An 18941-nucleotide genomic window follows, 5' to 3' on the forward strand; every position below is an offset into this window, starting at 1 on the left:
TTATTCTCCTGGAGCATATTGAGTAGCCTTATCTTTATAAATTATATCTGAAGGATTTTGCTTTAAAATATTTAATAATTGCGTAAAATCTAAAAACAAAACTCTTAAAATATCCAAATTTTCATTTAAAAGCATTCTACTTTTATTAAGCTCATTAAGTTGGCCATTAGCATTGTTTAAAAAATTTGAAAATTCATCTGCACTTTTGCCAAGTTTAGAGCTTGTTTTATTTAAATTTGCTAAGAATGCTGGTACATTAGCATTTAAATGTGCAGAAAATTCTGATGAATTTTGCAAAATTTGCTCTATGTTTTTTAAATTTTTATCACTTAAGAGTTTTTCTAATTTTATTTTTGAACTTGTGATTAGTTCTAATAAATTTGAAGTTTGCTTATCTATGCTTGCAAAAAAACTTTCTTTTGATTTTATAATAGGATAAACATCATCGCCTGCTCTCAAAACACTAGCTTCCTCACTACCTCCTGCAAGCTGAATAAATTTAAATCCTGTTATGCCTTGAATTTGCAAACTTGCATAAGTATCTGTTTTAACAACCAAACTAGAATCAAGCTTAACTAAAATTTTTACTCTTAGTTGCTTACTTGAGCTATCTATACTGATATTTTCAACACTTCCAACATCTACTCCTAAAAATTTAACTGGAGCTTTTACACTAAGTCCTGCAACTGATTCTTCCATATAAATTTCATAATATTTGAATGATTTTTCATCTTTTAAATTTCCATACCACACTATAAAAAACAAACTGATAAAAAATAACACACAAACAAAAATTCCAATCAAAATATAATTTGCTTTGTTTTCCATTATTGCATAAACCTCTCATAAAGTCTTGGATTTTGCTCTTGCAAAGCCTCGACATTTCCCAAAAAACCAACTTTTTTTTCTTCTATAATCAAAAAGCGGTTTAAAACATTTTTCATACTCTCTTTATCATGAGTAATTAAGACTACACATAATTTAAAGCTTTGTTTTAAACTCAAAAGTAACTCATCAAATTCTCTTGAGCTATAAGGATCAAGCCCTGAAGTTGGCTCATCTAAAAAAAGTAATTTAGAATCAAGTGCCAAAGCTCTAGCTATGGCCACTCTTTTTTTCATACCCCCACTTAACTCACTAGGATAAAGCTTAGCCACGCTCTCATCAAGCCCTACCATCTTAAGCTTCATCATAGCTATTTCTTTAATGTCGTTTTTGCTAAGTTTTGTGTATTCAACCAAAGGTATGCTAATGTTTTCAAGTATATTAAAAAAGCTAAATAATGCTCCATATTGAAAAACAACACCCCATTGTTTTTGCAAAAACAAAGCATCTTCATCGCTTATATTTTTTAATCTCTTACCTAAAATTTCATACTCTCCCTTATCAAAATGCTCAAGCATTAACATTTGTCTTAAAAGCACAGATTTACCACTACCACTACCACCTAAAATGCCAAAAATTTCATTATCTTGCACTTCAAAACTAATATCTTCATGCACACATTTACTTCCAAAATAAGTGCTGATATTTTTAGCCTTTATAATCAAAATCCAGCCTTTGTCAAAAATACAGAGAAAATCGCATCAAAAGCTATTACCCAAAAAATAGCATTTACCACACTTTTTGTCGTATAAACACCTATACTTTCGGTAGTTTTTTGTACAAAAAATCCTCTAAAACAAGCAATAGAAGCAATCAAAAATCCAAAAATAGGTGCTTTTATAAGTCCTATGATAATATGTTTTAGCTCCACTGCTTCTTTAAAACGACTCATAAACTCACTCGCACTAATTTCTAAACTAAACCAAGCAACTACAATTCCACCTATAATACTTAAAATATCAGCTACTATTACTACCAAAGGCATAGCAAGCGCTAAAGCTAAAACTCTAGGTAAAATGATAAATTCACTTTCTTTAAAACCCATAGTTTTCATCGCATCAATTTCATCAGTAAGTTTCATTACTCCAATTTGAGCTGTATAAGAACTTGCACTCCTGCCTGCAATAACAATAGCACTAATTAATGGTGCAAGCTCTCTAGTGGCAGAAATTCCCATTAAATCGACAATATAAATATTAGCTCCAAATTGTGCAAGTTGATACGCAGCTTGATAAGCAAGCACCACACCCACAAGCAATGAAGTTAGCATAATAATAGGTAAAGCATTAATAGCGCTATTTTCTACATGATATAAAAATGCCTTAAAGCGAAGTTTTTTAGGGTTTAAAAGTGTTTTAAAACAAGTATAAATAATAAGTCCTATGAAATTTAAAAACTGCACTAAAATTGTAAAAGAATTTGCAACTTTCTTTCCTAAATTTTCAAAAAAATCTTTGATTGTTTTTTTATCTTCATAAGAATCACAAAAGCTTTTGTAGTGTTTTTGACAAAGTTCAAAAAGCTTAGCATGCTCACTTTTAAGATTTATCCTACTAAACTCAAAACCTTTTTGCTTAAATTCATTTTCTAAAGCTAGAAAATACCTAATTCCGGCAGTATCTATAAAATCTAAATTTGCAAAATCAAAAATAATATTTTTTTGAGTAGGAAAATCTAATTTTTCCAATTTTCCTACGCTTGTTTTATCCCATATACCAAAGACGCTAAAAATGCATTCTTGATTTTTAACATCTTTGATTATTTTATTTTTCATTACATAGACTTAAAATATATGAGCTTAATTTCTCCTCACTAAATCCAAAATGCTCAAATACATCTTTATCTTTACCACTCTCACCAAAACTTTCTATACCATAAAGCTCATCACAAATTCTATAAAGCTCGTTTGAATTTGCAGCTTCCACGCCTATAACCTTACCTTGTAAAATTCTTTCTTTATAAGATTTTTCTTGAGCAATAAATAACTCATAACAAGGCATAGAAACCACATTAGCAATCACACCTTTTTCTTTTAAAATCTTAGCTGTTTTTACACATAATGACACTTCACTACCACTTGCTAAAAGTGTAAATTGTGCATTTGCGTTTTCTTCTAATAAATAAGCCCCATTTTCAACATCTCCAAAAACAGGCTCGCTTAAAGCACTTAACTTTTGACGCGATAAAACAAAAACACTTGGCATATTAGTTTTAAGTGCAATCTGCCATGCTTTTACATTTTCAACCCCATCAGCTACTCTAAATGTCAATGAATTTGGCATAGCTCTAAAAGTGCTAAGCTGCTCTATAGGTTGGTGTGTTGGGCCATCTTCACCTACACCTATACTATCGTGAGTAAAGATGAAAAAGTGTTTAGCCCTCATCAAAGCTGCTATTCTTGCAGCAGGTTTTAAATACTCACTAAATATAAAAAAAGTAGCACAATAAGGCAAAAACAAACCATATCTTGCAAAAGCATTTGATATAGCAGCCATTGCATGCTCTCTTATACCATAGTGGATATTTTTTCCATTTGGAAAATCGCCCATATCTTTGAGTTCAGTTTTATTTGATGGACCTAAATCTGCACTACCACCTAAAAATCCCGGTAAGGCTTTAGCGATAGCATTTAAAATCACACCATTACTATCTCTAGTAGCTAAATCTTGTCCTTTAAAATCAGGAAATTGTATTTTTGAAAAATCAGGCTCTAAAAGCTCTTTTAGCAATGCTTGCTTCTCTGCATTTAAATTTTGTACTTTTTGATTCCATTTAGCTTGTGCTAAATCCCCAAGTTCTATTGCCCCACTAAAGCGAATTTTAACTTCTTCTGGGATTTCAAAAGTTTTTTGTGGATCAAAACCTAAAGCCTCTTTTGCCTTTTTTATAAGCTCTTCACCCAAAGGTGCTCCGTGAGAATGATGACTTCCCTCAAGATCTAAAGCTCCTTTAGCTATGGTAGTATGAGCGATAATTAAACAAGGCTTTTTGCTTTCTTTAGCAGTTTTTAATGCTAAATCAATTTGCTCAAAATCATGCCCATCTATCTCAAGTACTTCAAAATTTTGCGCTCTAAAACGCTCTTTTACATTTTCATTAAAAGCAATAGTCACATCACCTTCAATTGAAATATTATTGCTATCATAAATGATGATTAAATTATCAAGATTATGCACACCTGCTAAAGAACAAGCCTCATAAGAAATTCCTTCTTGTAAATCTCCATCACCGCATAAACAATATACTTTATGATTGATAATCTCTTCGCCCAAAAGCAAACTTGCTTTTTTGGCTGCCATAGCAAAACCAACCGCATTTGCAATGCCTTGTCCTAAAGGCCCTGTGGCGATTTCAACACCTGGAGTGAAAACTTCAGGATGACCTGGGGTTTTAGAGTGTAATTGACGGAAATTTTTTAAATCTTCTAAACTTACATCATAACCGCTCAAATGTAAAAAGCTATAAAGCAAAGCACTAGCATGACCACCTGAAAAGATTAATCTATCGCGGTTTAACCATGTAGGATCTTTTGGATTATGCACTAAATGAGTACTTAAAACACTTATAATATCTGCTAAACCCATTGGAGCACCTGGGTGGCCTGAATTTGCTTTTTGCACCATATCCGCACATAAAAATCTTATAGTGTTGGCTTGTTTTTGTAACATTGTTTAACCTTTTAAATATTTATCAATCAAAATTTGAAGCTCATTAGCAAGCTTAGAGTCTAAATTTTTCATTTTTTCTTCACATAAAGCAATTTTATCATCTTTTACCTTTTTAGCACCTTCTAAACCTAAAAGTTTAACAAAAGAATTTTTATGCAAATCATTATGAGTTGGCTTTCCTGCTTCTTGAGTATCTAAAGTCGCATCGATAATGTCATCTTTAATTTGAAAAACTAATCCTATTAAAAGCCCTATTTCATAAATTTGCTCGCATTCTTTTTCATCTAACTCACAAATTTCACAACCCATTTTTAAAGCCGCTGCAATCAATCTTGCAGTTTTATGAATGTGCAAAAACTCAACTTGCTCTAAATTTAAAGGCATATCTTCAAAATAACAATCAATAGCTTGCCCGATAATCATACCACCAAGCCCTGCATTAAAGGCTAGAGTTTCTATGAGTTTTAATCTAACATTTTCTTTTAAATCAAGCTTAGAAAGAAGTAAAAAAGCTTGAGTATTTAAAGCATCGCCCACTAAAATAGCCGTAGTTTCATCATATTTTTTGTGTAAAGTTTGCTTTCCTCTACGCAAAGAAGCATCATCCATAGCAGGTAAATCATCATGTATTAAAGAGTAAGTGTGGATAAATTCCAAAGCCAAAGCTGCATTTAAAGCCTTTTCAAACAAAGCAGGATTTTTAGCATTAACTATACCCAAAAGCAGTTGGGCTCTAAAATGCTTCCCACCAGCTTCTAACATCCATTTTAATGCTTCATTAAAAAATGGATGAAAACTTTGAGTTTTAGGAAAATTTTGCTCTAAATGCTGTTTGAATTTTTCTAAAATCACTTATTTAGCCTTATAAAAAAGTCAAAGTATCCTTTATTAAAATGCTCAAAGTCATTATTTTTCGCTGAAGGGATATTGCTTGCTTGTCTTGAGACTAGAATATCAAAAGTATTAGCTTGAGCTAAAACAGCTTGAAGTTCATTAAAATTGTTGATTTTTTGATTATTAATTCTTAAAATTTTATCCCCTTTTAAAAATCCAGCCATTTGTGCTTTAGAATTTGGAGTAACTTCTGTAACATTCATTTTCATATCTACGCGTAATCCTAGATTACTATAAAAAGAACTTGGCTTAGCTTGAACCACTTTTTTAGGCTTAGCAAATGCACCCAAGTCTTTATCAAAAACCATAGTGGAGATATTAACATCTTTATTGTCTCTTAATACATTAAAGTATAAAGTTGCACCGCGATCAGCAAATAAAATTTTTTCATTTAGTTTTCTTAAATCATCATAAGCTTGTCCATCAACACTCACAAGCTCATCATTAAGTAAAAATTGTCCATTTTTACGCACATTTTTAACATAAATTTTGCCATCACGCATATCAAAATCCACACCTATATCACCCCAATAAGCATCAGGATATTTTGCAAAGTGTTTTAAATAACGATTACCTATAAGTTTGCCATCTTCTAAACTTATACCAAGCATTTTACAACACGGCGAGTTAAGCTCTCCGATTTTAGAAGCAAAGTCAAGTTGATCACGCTCTGTCAAACTTTGCCCAAAATACTTCAAATGCCCTATATAGCTTTTATTGCTATCTAAAATTCCCACCCAACTATTGCGTGTTAAATCTTCTTCATTTCCCATAGGTGCAGGAATTAAACTAAAATCTGTTTTTACTAAATACAAATTTAAAAAGGGATCATATTTAGTATAGCTGTTTAATTTCGCGTTTTTAGTTTTAACTACTGCTAAAGTATTTTCATTTAAAGCAAAGGCAGGTAAGCCCTCATAAATCAACATACTAGCTTTATTTTTTTCATAACAACCCAAAAAATCATTAAAAGTCGGTCTTGGCACAGCAAAAAGTGTGCAAACTACACCCAAAATACAAAGTAAAATTCTCATAGCATTCCCATTCCGCTAAATAAATTACTAGCCATTGATTTTTTATTTTGTTCTACCATTTTCATCACATCATTAATCGCTGCTATTAATAAAATTTGCATAGACTCTTTATCTTCTAACAAAGAATCATCAATGTTTATATCGATGATTTCACCTTTTCCATTAGCACTAACTTTTACTAAACCACCACCGCTTTTTGCACTAAATTCTTTTTTTAAAGCTTCTTGCTCTAATTCATTTGCTTTTTCTTGAGCCTTAGTTAAAAGCTCGCCCATTTTAGAAAAATCCATATTTTCAAACATTTATTTTCCTTCTTTTAATATCTCTAATACTACTTCTTTATCATTAAAAGGATATTTTACACCCTTGATTTCTTGATAAGTCTCATCGCCCTTACCCAAAATCACTACAAAATCATCTTTTGTTTTAAGCTCTAATGCTTTTTTGATTGCTTCTTTTCTATCACATTCTACAAAAACACTCTCATCTTTTTCTATACCATTTAAAATATCATTAATTATATCCATTGGCTCTTCTGAACGCGGATTATCACTTGTGATGATGAGTTTTTTAGCATAGTGTTTGGCAACTTTAGCCATTAACGGACGCTTAGTTTTATCTCTATCTCCCCCTGCTCCAAAAACCACAATCAAATCACGATATTTTAAAGCATCTAAAACTTTTTCTATACCATCGGGCGTATGAGCAAAATCTACAATCACATCTTTTGCAACCACTTGCATTCTACCCTCAATGCCACCAAAATTACTAATGGCCTTTTCAAGCTCTTTTAAATTTGGCTTAACAAGTTCATTTACACAAGCGCTTGCAGCCAAAAGATTATAAAGATTAAAAAGCCCCACCAAAGAAGAATCAATCATAAAAGTTTCTTTACCAAAATTTACCACAGCTTCAATGCCATTTTTTAAAGCATAAGCTTTAATGTGATAATAACTTGGATTTTCCACTCCATAAGTAAAAGCACCTTTGACATTAAAATTTATAGCTTTTGCATCTTTGTTGATAAATTTCATACACTCATCGGTAAAAAAACTTTCTTTTGCCACTCGGTAGTTTTGAAAATCCCCATGAAAATCTAAATGATCTTGAGTGATATTAGTAAAAATTTTAGCCTTAAACTCAAGCCCTTCAATGCGATTTTGCACCAAAGCATGCGAGCTTACTTCCATAATCAAAAATTCACATTTTTCCTTACTTGCTAAAGATAAAAGCTCTAAGGTTTGTAAAATAGGAGCAGTAGTTAAGCCTTTTGGAGTGATATTTTTATCATTTATAAAACTACCCCTAGTTCCCATTAAAGCACATTTATAACCTAAATCAAGCAAGATAGAGTAAATAGCCCCCGCAGTAGTTGTCTTGCCATTTGTGCCTGTAATGCCTATGATTTTAATACTTTCATTTATATTTAAAAGCTTCTTGCATTCGCCAATGCCAATAACTTTTGCTTGTTTTTCTAAAGCTTGATGAAGAAATTTTTCATTTTGAGTAGTTTTTAAGAAAAAACAATCTTTTTCGCATTCATTAGAATTATCACAAATGAAAGTATTTTCAATCTTTACTATCATAATTTAATTCCTTGATTTTCTCACTAAGCTTAATAAATCTATAATTAGAATAAAAATGCGCTGAAACATCTTCCATATAAGCTACGAGCATATCTTTATAACCATGTTCTAAAAGCTTTTCTAAAAAATCCACAAAATCTTCTTTATCGTTAATAATAAGTTTATTAGATATTATAACATTTTCTAAGGCTTGTTTAAACCCAACTTTTGCTTCGCTAAGTAAAAAATCTTGATAACTCAAGCCCTCAAAATCTTCGCTATCTTCTTCAAACTGCACACTTTGGCTAAGATTAATGAGTTTTTCTAAGTCTTTATCTACTTTAGTATTTTTATAATTTTGCATAAAAAATTCAAAAAAAACAAAAGCTTCTTCAGGGCTTTTTAAAGCCAAATCACAAATATTAATAAAAGTTAAAAGTCTCTTATTTTTACGCTTTTCATAAGCGAGAGAAAAATACATCTTAGCATTTTTAAAATCTTTTTTGTAAAAACATTCTATGGCTATTTTTTTATAATTTTGCAAATTCGCTTTCCCCACCTGCTAAATTTACTATAGTAATATCTGGATGTATATCGATTTTAAGTTGTTTTTCCAAGCCATATTTCAAAGTCGTCCCACTAGCTGGGCAGCCATGACAAGCTCCGGTTAGCTTCACATAAACTACACCATTTTTCACACCCAAAAAATCAAGCCCTCCGCCATCATTTTCTAAAATATGCATAGTTTTAGCTAGACTGGCTTTTACAGGTTCGATTAATTCCTCATCACTAAAAGGCATATTCATAATTTTTCCTTGATTATTTTTAGTTTAATTTTATCTTATTTGCCTTTAAAAAATGTAAATTATTGTTTATTTTAGACTTTTTGCTATACAATGGTAAAAAGACTTTAGGAAATTTTATGCAAAAACACACCCAAATAAAAGGTTTTGAAAAACTCAAACTCATTATCATACTAGGCTTTTTATCTGCCATAGCACCACTTTCAACTGATATGTATTTACCTGCTTTAAATGAAGTAGAAAAAAGCTTTCAAACAAATTCTTTTTACACTCAACTTTCTCTTGCAAGTTTTTTCATCGCCTTTTCTTTAGGTCAGCTTTTATATGGACCATTAAGTGATGTATATGGCAGAAAAAAACCTTTATACATAGGACTTTTTATTTTTATTTCTTCAAGTATTGCTTGTGTTTTAGTTGATTCCATTCATGCTTTTATAGCTTTGCGTTTTTTTGAAGCTTTAGGAGGTTGCGTGGGTGTAGTCGTAGCAAGAGCTATAGTAAATGATGTTTTTGAGCTTAAAGAAGCAGCAGGAGTTTATGCTTTAATGATGGTTTTTACTTCTTTAGCCCCTATGCTTTCTCCTACTTTTGGTGGAATTTTACTTGAATTTTTTTCTTGGCGTAGTATATTTTTAACATTGTTTATCTTAGGCTTTATTTTATTTTTGCTTGTTATTTTTGTTCTAAAAGAAAGCAATCACAACACCAAAGGAAAAAAATTCAATCACAAAGAGGTTACAAAAAGTTACAAAAAAGTTTTAAAAGATCGCCGTTTTGTAGTATATTTGCTTTGTGGAAATTTAATATTTGCAGGTTTTTTTGCTTATTTAACCGGCTCATCTTTTGTTTTTACACGCGTTTTTGGATTAAGCGAGCAACAATACGCAGCCCTTTTTGGAGCTCATGCTCTAAGCTTTGTTATATGTGCAAATATCAATGCAAGATTAGTCCTTAGGTTTTCTCCTTATTATATACTCCCTAGAGCGCTTATGGTAATTACTTTTTTAACTTTTTTACTCATTTTGGGTGCAACTTTTGAGCTAGGTTTTTGGGCTTTTGAAATTCCTTTGTGTTTTATCATAGCAAGTTTGGGTTTTATCCTGCCAAATACCACAACCTTAGCTATGGCAAGATCAAAACAAAATGCAGGCAGTGCTTCAGCACTCTTAGGTGCAGCACAATTTGCTATGGCAGGAGTAATGGCATTTTTAGTAAGTCTTTTAAATGCCAATACACCTATATTTTTATCACTTATTTTAGGAACTTGCACATTTTTATCTTTGATTTCTTATCTAAGTTTGATTAATAAAAGAAAGTTAAATAAAATCAAAAAGAAGTTAAGCGTGATTTCTCACGCTTAATTAAGCAATATTTTTGAAAAGATTCATTGACTATATCGAACCTTTTTCAAAAAACTTTATATTTATTTTCAAAACACTTATAAACAATTTATGTTAAAATTTCTCATCAATCAATAAAATAAAGGCTTTATTAATGAAAAAAATAGCTACTATTTTTGCAGGTGTTAATGGATGTGGAAAAACTACCTTATATTATAATGAACTTGAAAAAAACAAAGACTTTGGACTTAGAATCAACATCGATGAAATCGTAAGTAGCTTTGGTGATTGGAAAAATCGAGAAGATCAATTTAGAGCTTCAAGGATAGCCATTAAAATGCGTGAAAACTATATTAAAAAAGCTTATGATTTTAACCAAGAAACCACACTTTGTGGCACTAGCATTTTATCTTTATTCAAAAAGCTACAAAAAATTCTTACACTATAAATCTTTACTACATCGGACTAGACTCTCCAAACACGGCAAAACAAAGAGTTAAAATTCGCGTAGCTAAAGGCGGGCATGATATAAAAGAAGAGCTTATAGAAAAAAGATACTACGAGTCTTTACAAAATTTTAACACCGTTGTCAAATTCTGTAATCGCATTACTATTTTTGACAATACTCAAAATTATAAAAAACTCTTAGAATTTAAAAACAACAAGCTAGAAGTATTTGAAACTACCAAATGGCTAGAACCATTAATGATAAATTTTAAAAATCCAAGTTTATAAATTTTTATTTTAACTTGTCGATATGCAAATCATGCTACTCACTCCTTAAGGCAAGAAAGAAGTGAGTTAGCAATAGATTGAAGGCTTCAAGGCTATCAAGTATTACAAGGCTACCTCGATAACCTTGTAAAGCTTGATCCCAAGGTTTTTAAAACCTTGGGTTAAGATTATTGTTTTAATTGAAGCAAAGTATTTAAAAGCTGATCACTTGTGGTAATCGTTTTTGAGTTTGCTTGATAACCCCTTTGGATTACGATAAGCTCTGTTAATGCACGACTTAAATCCACATTCGACATTTCTATAGCTGAGCCTTTTAAGCCCCCTCTACCACCTTCGCCCGCATGACCTATGGTAGCTGTTCCTGAGTTTGCTGTCGCTTTATAAAGGTTATTACCCATTTCTTCAAGACCCATATTATTTGGGAAAGTAGCTAGAGCAACCTTAGCTAGCGCTAGAGTTTTACCATTTGTAAATTCTCCATAGATATAACCATTCTCATCAGTTCTTAATGCATCTGGCTTTAAGTTACCCCCTGTGTAACCATCTGTTTCTTGTTTAGTAGTAGATGAGTCTTTATCATAGCTTGTTAAACCATCAAAACCACCTGTTGTTCCAAAGTCAAGTTTTATAACTTGATCAGGTTTTGAGCCGTTGTTTCCGGTGAAATTTAATACATTTGGTGTATAGCTTTGAAGCGAACCATCATTACCAAATCTTAAATTTCCTACTACTATATTTCCCGGAGCTCCATCACCACTAAAATTAATCTCTGCAGGTTCAGGCACTGAAATGATGATAGACCATTCAGCCCCACCATCTGCTGTTTTAGTTTGTTTGGTAAATTGCACGGTTAGCTCATGTCTAGTTCCTAATGAGTCAAAGATTTCTATACTAGCAGTATGAGCTGAAAGATACATATCTTGAGAATATTTTTCATTATTACCTGCGTTGAAATTTCCATCTAAGGCGCTAAACATAGCTGTGAATTTATCATTGGTAGCGATTTTATTTACCTCATCTGAAAAACCTGTAACTTTAAAAGTCATGTCTTTTGAATTTTCACTTTTAGGATTAGTTATTTTAAATCTACCATCACTTTCTACTACTACTTCTACACCAGCATTAGCATCACCTTGACCGGGTCCATTATCAGGAGCGCCACCAGTTCCCCAATTTTCTAATTTCCCATCTCCATCATAATCCACGCCCCATCTTGCATCTCTTTGTAAAAGCTCTCTTAAATCTTCAGTAGTATGGAAAAATCTTTTACTATTCATATCAGGCATATTTGCTTGTCCAGCATTTGCTGCATTAGGATTAGGATTTGCTCCTATATCTACATTATTTTTACTATAAATATACTCATGAGCAGTTACCACTTGAACATTATTTTTCACATTTCCAGCTCCATTATCTCCATCTGTTCCAAGCCAAGCTCTTGTATTAGCATTATCTCCATTAGCGGTTATAACAGCATTTAAATCACCTTGAGTTGGATTTTGATTTGTTTGAACTTGAGATCCAGCTGTATTGCCATTATTTATGGTGATATTTAAATTTTTTGATTTGGCAGTTGTTCCTGTGCTATTGTCATTAGTAAAAGTCATTTTACCATCTACTATGGAAGCTACCACTCCAGTTTCAGCTGTCTTAGCATTGATAGCATTTAAAAATACATCTTTACCAACACCTTCAGCGGTAATATGCACACCATTTATAGTAATATCTAATCTAGCATTATGAACTGTTTCCCCATCTTTTATACCCCAAAAAGTATATTGCGTATTTCCTTGCAACTGCCCTCTCTCTGTTGGCATATCTGTACTCATGGTAATATTAGAAGTATGCTTAGCATCAGCAAAACTCACCCACATACCTTGACCATCTCTTAGGTTTAAACCCTCACCTTGAGCATTAAATACTACACCCATATCCACACCTTTTTCAGTTACTTGGGCTCCACTTTTAGAAGTAGTATAAAACTCAGTATGGCCAGTATCATTTTCATCTATAGTCGTTCCTGTATCAGCTCTAACTCCATGTTGTGAATCAAGAGCATAGATAGGACGCTTAGCAGAAGCATTCATACCCAAAGTATTACCACTATCTAAATTTGCTGTAAGGCTTACTGAAGTACTTGCTCTAGCAGGCATACTCATACCAGGTGGGATAACTATATCTTGCACTGAAGTTGAAGAGTCAATTTGCCCTGTTTCTTGATTATAATTCCAACCTTGAACGGTGTAGCCGTTATTATCTACGAAATTTCCTACTGCGTCTGTTTTAAAGTCCCCTGCACGGGTGAAAAACTGCGTAGTGCCACCATCATTTGAAACGATGAAAAATCCATCACCATTGATAGCCATATCGGTGTTTTTGTCTGTAGTTTGGATATTACCTTGAGAGTGAATTCTAGTAGTAGAATTTACACCTGCACCAAGTCCAACTTGCATAGGGTTTTTACCACCTAGGTTGCCATCTGGAGCTGTAGCTATCTTAGAAGTTTGACTCATAAGCGTTGAGAAATCCGCACGAGAATATTTAAAACCAAATGTATTAACATTGGCTATGTTATTACCTTCTACATCCATTGCGTATTGGTGTGCTTGGAGTCCTGAAACCCCAGCCCAAAGAGATCTCATCATAATTAAATCCTTTAAAAAATATTGCTTTGTGATTACTTCACAATCTACTATTGCTTAGCCAAGACAAAGCAATAAGTGTTCCAAAAATGTAAATAAAATAAAATTAAATTGAATACATATATTGTAAAAGTAATTTAGTAAAATAATGGAAAATAAAGCTTTTAGTCAAAAAATTAATGTCTACAATTTTCATAACAAATTGTTATAAAAATGCATGCTATGTCTTTAAAGTGTAAAGTTTTTTTAAAATTACTCGATATAGTTAGTGAATCTTTTCAAAAATATTGCTTAATTAAGCGTGAGAAATCACGCTTAACTTTTATTTCTTTCTTTTAATTTAGCAATCACATCATTTAAACTCAAATCCGCATCAGCTAATAACACTTCTAAATGATAAAGTAAATCAGCTGCTTCATTTATAAGCTCATCTTTGTCTTTAATAGTAGCAGCTAAAGCCGTTTCAACGCCTTCTTCGCCTACTTTTTGTGCTATGCGTTTAGTGCCTTTTGAAAAAAGCTCAGCCGTGTAAGAAGAACTTGCGCAAGTGTTTTTACGAGAATTAATCAGCCTTTCAAGACGCGATAAAAACACAAAATCAGCCTTTTTAGAAAGTGTTTCAAAACAAGAAGTATCACCCGTGTGACAAGTAGCTCCGCTAGGTTTAACTAAAATCAAAATACAATCTCTATCACAATCAAGCCCCATATCTATGATATGTAAAAAATTCCCACTTTGCTCGCCTTTCATCCACAAACGCTCTTTAGTGCGTGAGTAAAACACAACCTTTTGGTGCTTAAAACTCTCTCTTAATGCCTCTTCATTCATAAAACCTTGCATTAAAACTTCACAAGAATGATAATCTTGAATGATCACAGGAACAAGGTTATTAACCTTTTGCCAATTAATGCTTTTTATGAATTCTTCCTCATTTATCTTCATAGCTTTTCCTTTTTAAATACGAATTTGTATGCCTTGATCTTTTAAAAATAGTTTTAATTCTTTAATATCTATAAGTTTTTTATGAAACACTGAAGCTGCCAAAGCTCCATCAACACCGAGTTTAAAAGCGTCTAAAAAATGCTCTTTAACTCCTGCACCACCACTTGCTACTAAAGGCACAGGGCAAATTTGTCTAACTTTAGCAAGTTGATCAAGATCATAACCCTTTCTCATACCATCTTGATTCATCATATTTAGCACGATTTCACCCGCACCTAGCTCGCATACTTGCTTTACCCACTCTAGTGTTTTTTTACCACTATGATGAGATTTGCTCTCATCTCCGGTGTATTTATAGACTAAAAGCTCGTTGTTTTCATCTTTAAAAGTATCTATACCTACGACTACACATTGCACTCCAAAGCTTTTTGCAAGGCGTGAGATTAAATCAGGATCATTTAAAGCAGGGGAATTAATAGAAATTTTATCAGCACCATTTGCTAAAAGCTCTTTTGCGTCATCTTCGCTTTTTATACCTCCTGCAACGCAAAATGGTATAGAGATATTTTGTGCTACCTTGCTTACCCAAGTTCTATCAATGCGCTCATTTTTAGCTGAAGCTGTAATATCATAAAATACAAGCTCATCAATGCCATTTTGTGAGTAAAAATTAGCAAGCTCGATGATATCGCCCATATCTTCATGGTTTTTAAACTGCACCCCTTTAACTACTCTACCATCTTTTACATCTAAACATGCGATTATGCGTTTTGCAAGCATTCTTTAGCCTCCTTTATACTAAATTCTTTATCAAGTAAGGCTTTACCTACAATGATACCACTTACTATGCCATTTAGCTTTTTAAAATCTTCTAAGCTTGCCACACCTCCGCTTGCTTGGGTTTGTAAATGTGGGAATTTCTCATGCAAAGTTTTATATAAAGTGATATTTGCTCCACTCATCGTGCCATCTTTAGAAATATCTGTGCATAAAATGTGCTTTACATTTTTGTAAAAATTTAAAAGCTCAAATAATTTTTCATCGCTTGTTTTACTCCACGCATCAACAGCCACAAAAAACTCATCTTTAACACAAATACTATCAAGCGCTAAGACTATATTTTCTACGCCAAATTCGCTCAAAAGCTCTTGTGTAAAGGCTTTATTTTTAACCGCTAAAGAGCCTATAACTACGCGTTTAACACCGCTATCAAACAAAGCTTTAACCTCATCTTTAGTGCGAATTCCCCCACCTACTTGAAGATTTACTTTGATTTTAGAAGCTAGATTTTCTATGAGTTTTAGTTGTCTTTTACTAGGATCTTTTGCACCGCTTAAATCCACCAAATGAAGCCAAGCAATGCCTTGAGCCTCATACTCTTGAAATTTAGCTAAAGGATCAAAACTGTATTCTTGCTTTTTAGTATAATCTCCTTTATAAAGCCTTACTACTTTGCCATCTATTAAGTCTAATGCTGGAATGATTTGAGTTTGCATTTTTACCTACATATTTATGAAATTTTTTAATAATACTTCACCCGCTTCGCCACTTCTTTCAGGGTGAAACTGCACGCCATAAAAATTGTCTTTGTTTAAACTTGCACTAAATTTAGTAGAATACTCACACTCTGCGATGGTGTATTCATTTAACCCCACACAATAACTATGCACAAAATAAAAATAAGCCCCATCTAAGCCTTTAAAAAGTTCATGTGAACTAAAGACTTGATTCCACCCCATATGTGGGAAAGTAAAATTTGCTTTTTCTTGGAATTTTTGTGTATCAAAAGGCATAATGCCAAGTGTTTTTTGGTGTAATTCTTCTGAAAATTTACCCAAAATTTGCATACCAAGACAAATACCTAAAAGTGGTTTCGTGGTAGTTTGGATAAAATTTTCTAAATTAAGTGCTTGCAGATTAGCCATTGCTTTAGCTGCTGTGCCAACACCAGGAAGCAAAAGCTTATCTGCTTGTGAGAGTTCTTTTAAATCATGCGTGATAATACTTTTTTGCCCTAAACGCTCGAGTGCAAAAGCAAGTGAAGCTAAATTCGCACAACCCGTATCTATAATAGCTAGTTTCATATCACTCCTTTAGAGCTTGCTAGGTTTTCATTTTCTATTTTTATAGCCATTTTTAAAGCTCTTGCAAAGGCTTTAAAAAGTCCTTCGGCTTTGTGATGATCGTTTTTGCCTTTAACTTTTAAATGCAAACTCGCACCCATAGCATAGCTTAGTGAGTAGAAAAAATGCTCTATCATTTCTGTGCTTAATTCTCCAAGTTTTTCTTTTTTAAACTTAGCCTTATAAACTAAATGTGGCCTATTGCAAAAGTCAATCGCACAACTTGCCAAGCACTCATCCATAGGTAAAACAAAGCCATATCTTGCAATACCTATTTTTTGATCTAGTGCATTTTTAATAGCCTCGCCCAAAGCAAGTGCGACATCTTCTACGCTGTGATGTTCATCAACTTCTAAATCCCCTTTGCATCTTATCTCTAAAGATATATTTGCATGCGTAGCAATTTGCTCTAACATATGATCAAAAAATGCGATATTTGTTTTTATATTAGCTTTTGCTTTTTCATTAAAAGCCATTTTAACTTGAATTTGGGTTTCTTTGGTATTACGCTCTATACAGGCACTGCGGTAATTTTGCAAAATAAAATCAGCGATTTGCTCCCAGTTAAAATCGTTTTTATCGTATTTTAAACCTTGAATTTCAAGATTTTGCGCTAAAAGCATATCGCTGTCTCTATCGCCTATAACAAAACTTTTGGTTTTATCATAAAGTTTATTTTTGATATAGTTTTCAAGCATGGCAGTTTTTGGCTTCCTGCAGGCGCAATTTTCATGCTCAAAATGCGGACATATAAAAATATCTTCAAATTCTATGCCACAACTTTGAAAAACACTTAGCATTTTTTCATGAGCCTTGTCAAAATTTTCCCTAGGAAAAGAATTTGTGCCTAGGCCATCTTGATTACTTACCATAACAAATTTAAAACCAAAATTTTTTAACTTTAAAAGCGCATTGATAGCACCTTTTTCAAACTCAAGTTTTTCCAAAGAATCGATTTGAAAATCATCTTTTGGCTCATCAATGAGCGTGCCATCTCTATCGATAAATAAAATTTTTGCACTCATTTTAGACTTTCTAATCTTAAACTCACGGCATTTTTATGCCCATCAAGCCCTTCAGCTGCTGCTAAAATTTCCACCACAGGACCAAGCTTTTTAAAGCCTTCTTTGCTAAGTTCTTGTACAGTCATTCTTTTCATAAAATCAGCAAGCCCTAGTGAAGAATAAGACTTGGTAAAACCATAAGTTGGCAATACATGATTTGTTCCACTTGCATAATCTCCCATAGATTCTGGAGAATACTCACCTAAAAATACCGAACCTGCATGCATAATATCATCAAGCAAGCTAGATGGATTTTGTGTATGAATGATCAAATGCTCGGGTGCATAGTCATTTGAAATACTTATGGCATGTTTTATATCTTTTGCAAGAATGATTTTAGAGTGTGCTAAAGATTTTGAAGCAATTTCTTTACGCGAGAGTTTTTCAAGCTGTAAAGCAACTTCATTATCTACTTCTTTAGCTAATTTTTCACTTGTGCAAACTAAAATCGCTTGAGAATCTGCTCCATGTTCAGCTTGCGAGAGTAAATCTGAAGCTATAAATTTAGCATTAGCAAACTCATCTGCTAAAACTAACACTTCAGAAGGCCCTGCTTGCATATCAATAGCTACTCCATGATTATTAACTTGCTTTTTGGCTTCAGTTACAAAAGCATTTCCTGGGCCAAAAATTTTATCTACTTTTTGCACACTTTGCGTTCCATAAGCAAGCGCTGCTATAGCTCCTGCTCCACCTATTTGATACACTGCATCAACTTCACAAAGTTTTGCCACAAAAGCAATGGCAGGATGTAATGGCGCTGGGGAAGCTAAGGCTATGAATTTACATTTTGCAATTTTAGCAGGGATAGCTAGCATAAGTGCGGTTGAAAAAAGTGGTGCTAAGCCTCCTGGTATATAAAGCCCTACTTTTTCAATGGCTCTTGTTAGCACCTTGCAAGTTACCCCTTCAAAGGTTTGAACCTCTATGGTTTGACTTTCTTGAGCTTTGTGGAATTTATAGATATTTTCATAAGCTATTTTGATAGCTTGTTTTAACTCATCATCAATTTGCTCTGCTAAATTACTAAGCTCTTCATCACTTAGTTTGATGGAATTTAACTCTACTTTATCAAATTTTATAGCCATTTGTTTTAAAGCTTCATCGCCATTTATTTTAACATCTTCAATAATTTGTTCTACTATGGTTTTAACCTGCGCATTAGCACTCATAGCAGGACGCTTGAGTGCTAATTCTTGTTCGCTTTGGTTTAATTTTTCAAAATCAAGTATTTGCATTTTTATCC

At 32.8% G+C, this 18941-nt stretch carries 19 protein-coding genes; 2 read left to right on the top strand and 17 right to left on the bottom strand.

Annotation, left to right across the window (positions count from 1 at the left end; all coding sequences use genetic code 11):
* From L8X27_RS02965 to L8X27_RS03010, 10 genes are read right to left on the bottom strand one after another with little or no spacing between them, the layout of a single operon-like run.
* Positions 1–828, bottom strand: coding sequence for an MlaD family protein (locus tag L8X27_RS02965; RefSeq protein ID WP_133319166.1), 828 nt, complete (start codon positions 826–828; stop codon positions 1–3).
* Positions 828–1550, bottom strand: coding sequence for an ABC transporter ATP-binding protein (locus tag L8X27_RS02970; protein WP_220567028.1), 723 nt, complete (start codon positions 1548–1550; stop codon positions 828–830). The genes L8X27_RS02965 and L8X27_RS02970 overlap by 1 nt, the downstream gene beginning before the upstream one ends.
* Entirely contained in the window at positions 1547–2647 is a 1101-nt protein-coding gene (locus tag L8X27_RS02975; RefSeq protein WP_375154869.1) for an MlaE family lipid ABC transporter permease subunit, read from the bottom strand. The genes L8X27_RS02970 and L8X27_RS02975 overlap by 4 nt, the downstream gene beginning before the upstream one ends.
* Position 2648: 1 nt before the next feature.
* Positions 2649–4553 carry a transketolase gene (gene tkt / locus L8X27_RS02980; RefSeq protein ID WP_263671438.1) on the bottom strand — a complete coding sequence of 635 codons (1905 nt, stop codon included), beginning with the start codon at positions 4551–4553 and terminating at the stop codon, positions 2649–2651.
* A gap of 3 nt (positions 4554–4556) precedes the next feature.
* Positions 4557–5402 carry a polyprenyl synthetase family protein gene (locus L8X27_RS02985; RefSeq protein WP_263671451.1) on the bottom strand — a complete coding sequence of 282 codons (846 nt, stop codon included), beginning with the start codon at positions 5400–5402 and terminating at the stop codon, positions 4557–4559.
* A complete protein-coding gene (locus L8X27_RS02990; protein ID WP_263662673.1) occupies positions 5402–6481 on the bottom strand; it encodes a PDZ domain-containing protein in 1080 nt (359 codons plus the stop codon). Before L8X27_RS02990 ends, L8X27_RS02985 begins: the two co-directional genes overlap by 1 nt.
* Positions 6478–6783, bottom strand: coding sequence for a YbaB/EbfC family nucleoid-associated protein (locus tag L8X27_RS02995; RefSeq protein WP_039667857.1), 306 nt, complete (start codon positions 6781–6783; stop codon positions 6478–6480). The genes L8X27_RS02990 and L8X27_RS02995 overlap by 4 nt, the downstream gene beginning before the upstream one ends.
* Complete coding sequence (locus L8X27_RS03000) at positions 6784–8067, bottom strand: UDP-N-acetylmuramoyl-L-alanyl-D-glutamate--2,6-diaminopimelate ligase (protein ID WP_263671437.1); 1284 nt, start codon at positions 8065–8067, stop codon at positions 6784–6786. It abuts the gene before it with no gap.
* Positions 8051–8590 carry a histidine kinase gene (locus tag L8X27_RS03005; protein WP_133319159.1) on the bottom strand — a complete coding sequence of 180 codons (540 nt, stop codon included), beginning with the start codon at positions 8588–8590 and terminating at the stop codon, positions 8051–8053. The genes L8X27_RS03000 and L8X27_RS03005 overlap by 17 nt, the downstream gene beginning before the upstream one ends.
* Positions 8577–8846, bottom strand: a complete 270-nt coding sequence (locus L8X27_RS03010; RefSeq protein WP_039619526.1) for an iron-sulfur cluster biogenesis protein NfuA — start codon at positions 8844–8846, stop codon at positions 8577–8579. Before L8X27_RS03010 ends, L8X27_RS03005 begins: the two co-directional genes overlap by 14 nt.
* A 122-nt stretch (positions 8847–8968) precedes the next feature.
* Here L8X27_RS03010 and L8X27_RS03015 point away from each other — a divergent pair, with 122 nt between their 5' ends.
* Complete coding sequence (locus L8X27_RS03015; RefSeq protein ID WP_220567024.1) at positions 8969–10210, top strand: multidrug effflux MFS transporter; 1242 nt, start codon at positions 8969–8971, stop codon at positions 10208–10210.
* A gap of 133 nt (positions 10211–10343) precedes the next feature.
* The gene (locus tag L8X27_RS03020) at positions 10344–10637 is read left to right on the top strand and encodes a hypothetical protein (RefSeq protein ID WP_263671436.1); all 294 of its coding nucleotides are present in this window, start codon (positions 10344–10346) and stop codon (positions 10635–10637) included.
* Positions 10638–11091: 454 nt separating this feature from the next.
* Here L8X27_RS03020 and flgE read toward each other — a convergent pair whose 3' ends face one another.
* From flgE to hisD, 7 genes are all read right to left on the bottom strand, one after another.
* Entirely contained in the window at positions 11092–13569 is a 2478-nt protein-coding gene (flgE, locus tag L8X27_RS03025) for a flagellar hook protein FlgE (protein ID WP_263671435.1), read from the bottom strand.
* A 312-nt stretch (positions 13570–13881) separates the two neighbouring features.
* Positions 13882–14508, bottom strand: a complete 627-nt coding sequence (hisIE, locus tag L8X27_RS03030; protein WP_087700818.1) for a bifunctional phosphoribosyl-AMP cyclohydrolase/phosphoribosyl-ATP diphosphatase HisIE — start codon at positions 14506–14508, stop codon at positions 13882–13884.
* Positions 14509–14520: 12 nt separating this feature from the next.
* On the bottom strand, positions 14521–15288 hold the full coding sequence (gene hisF / locus L8X27_RS03035; protein WP_263681030.1) for an imidazole glycerol phosphate synthase subunit HisF: 768 nt from the start codon (positions 15286–15288) through the stop codon (positions 14521–14523).
* Complete coding sequence (gene hisA, locus L8X27_RS03040) at positions 15270–16004, bottom strand: 1-(5-phosphoribosyl)-5-[(5-phosphoribosylamino)methylideneamino]imidazole-4-carboxamide isomerase (RefSeq protein ID WP_263681031.1); 735 nt, start codon at positions 16002–16004, stop codon at positions 15270–15272. Before hisA ends, hisF begins: the two co-directional genes overlap by 19 nt.
* Positions 16005–16010: 6 nt before the next feature.
* Positions 16011–16592 carry an imidazole glycerol phosphate synthase subunit HisH gene (gene hisH, locus L8X27_RS03045; RefSeq protein ID WP_039640530.1) on the bottom strand — a complete coding sequence of 194 codons (582 nt, stop codon included), beginning with the start codon at positions 16590–16592 and terminating at the stop codon, positions 16011–16013.
* The gene (gene hisB / locus L8X27_RS03050) at positions 16589–17656 is read right to left on the bottom strand and encodes a bifunctional histidinol-phosphatase/imidazoleglycerol-phosphate dehydratase HisB (protein ID WP_263669986.1); all 1068 of its coding nucleotides are present in this window, start codon (positions 17654–17656) and stop codon (positions 16589–16591) included. The genes hisH and hisB overlap by 4 nt, the downstream gene beginning before the upstream one ends.
* On the bottom strand, positions 17653–18933 hold the full coding sequence (gene hisD, locus L8X27_RS03055) for a histidinol dehydrogenase (protein WP_263664494.1): 1281 nt from the start codon (positions 18931–18933) through the stop codon (positions 17653–17655). The genes hisB and hisD overlap by 4 nt, the downstream gene beginning before the upstream one ends.
* Between the last annotated feature and the right edge of the window lie 8 nt (positions 18934–18941).

The sequence above is a fragment of the Campylobacter sp. CNRCH_2015_1657 genome, assembly GCF_025772685.1.
In the GTDB taxonomy this organism is placed as follows: Bacteria; Campylobacterota; Campylobacteria; order Campylobacterales; family Campylobacteraceae; genus Campylobacter_D; species Campylobacter_D lari_D.

Bases quoted from the DNA above. Each gene is read 5' to 3' on its own strand.
- L8X27_RS02965 (WP_133319166.1), bottom strand. From the start codon at position 828: ATGGAAAACAAAGCAAATTATATTTTGATTGGAATTTTTGTTTGTGTG.
- tkt (WP_263671438.1), bottom strand. From the start codon at position 4,553: ATGTTACAAAAACAAGCCAACACTATAAGATTTTTATGTGCGGATATG.
- L8X27_RS02990 (WP_263662673.1), bottom strand. From the start codon at position 6,481: ATGAGAATTTTACTTTGTATTTTGGGTGTAGTTTGCACACTTTTTGCT.
- L8X27_RS02995 (WP_039667857.1), bottom strand. From the start codon at position 6,783: ATGTTTGAAAATATGGATTTTTCTAAAATGGGCGAGCTTTTAACTAAG.
- L8X27_RS03000 (WP_263671437.1), bottom strand. From the start codon at position 8,067: ATGATAGTAAAGATTGAAAATACTTTCATTTGTGATAATTCTAATGAA.
- L8X27_RS03010 (WP_039619526.1), bottom strand. From the start codon at position 8,846: ATGCCTTTTAGTGATGAGGAATTAATCGAACCTGTAAAAGCCAGTCTA.
- L8X27_RS03015 (WP_220567024.1), top strand. From the start codon at position 8,969: ATGCAAAAACACACCCAAATAAAAGGTTTTGAAAAACTCAAACTCATT.
- L8X27_RS03020 (WP_263671436.1), top strand. From the start codon at position 10,344: ATGAAAAAAATAGCTACTATTTTTGCAGGTGTTAATGGATGTGGAAAA.
- flgE (WP_263671435.1), bottom strand. From the start codon at position 13,569: ATGATGAGATCTCTTTGGGCTGGGGTTTCAGGACTCCAAGCACACCAA.
- hisIE (WP_087700818.1), bottom strand. From the start codon at position 14,508: ATGAAGATAAATGAGGAAGAATTCATAAAAAGCATTAATTGGCAAAAG.
- hisF (WP_263681030.1), bottom strand. From the start codon at position 15,288: ATGCTTGCAAAACGCATAATCGCATGTTTAGATGTAAAAGATGGTAGA.
- hisA (WP_263681031.1), bottom strand. From the start codon at position 16,004: ATGCAAACTCAAATCATTCCAGCATTAGACTTAATAGATGGCAAAGTA.
- hisH (WP_039640530.1), bottom strand. From the start codon at position 16,592: ATGAAACTAGCTATTATAGATACGGGTTGTGCGAATTTAGCTTCACTT.
- hisB (WP_263669986.1), bottom strand. From the start codon at position 17,656: ATGAGTGCAAAAATTTTATTTATCGATAGAGATGGCACGCTCATTGAT.
- hisD (WP_263664494.1), bottom strand. From the start codon at position 18,933: ATGCAAATACTTGATTTTGAAAAATTAAACCAAAGCGAACAAGAATTA.